Origin of the sequence: Rheinheimera riviphila, from assembly GCF_004005945.1 — a bacterium.
Lineage (GTDB): Bacteria > Pseudomonadota > Gammaproteobacteria > Enterobacterales > Alteromonadaceae > Pararheinheimera > Pararheinheimera riviphila.
In genome coordinates this window covers 1-207 of record NZ_SACS01000108.1, presented here as the reverse complement: position 1 = coordinate 207, position 207 = coordinate 1, and the positions used below count along the sequence as shown (strand labels likewise).

The window sequence follows — 207 nt, the reverse complement described above, 5'->3', positions numbered from 1 at the left end:
TTGGCATTGTTGACCACGGCTCTCGTCTAAACCTGCGGTTACAGCAAGTCAGCAGCAAACACTCCGCCGTGATTATGCTAGAGCTGGTGCAGACCATCCGCCAATTCGGGTTGCCAAAGTTTATCCGGCACGACAACGAAGCCTGCTTTTGCTCGCACTGGCTCAAGCTATGTTTAACTCTTTTAGGGATCAAACAACAAAAATCAC

Annotated in this window: 1 protein-coding gene; it reads left to right on the top strand. The window is 49.3% G+C overall.

Annotation, left to right across the window (positions count from 1 at the left end; genetic code table 11):
* On the top strand, window positions 1-207 hold a 207-nt coding region (locus EOE67_RS20750; protein ID WP_206099693.1), incomplete at both ends, for a hypothetical protein.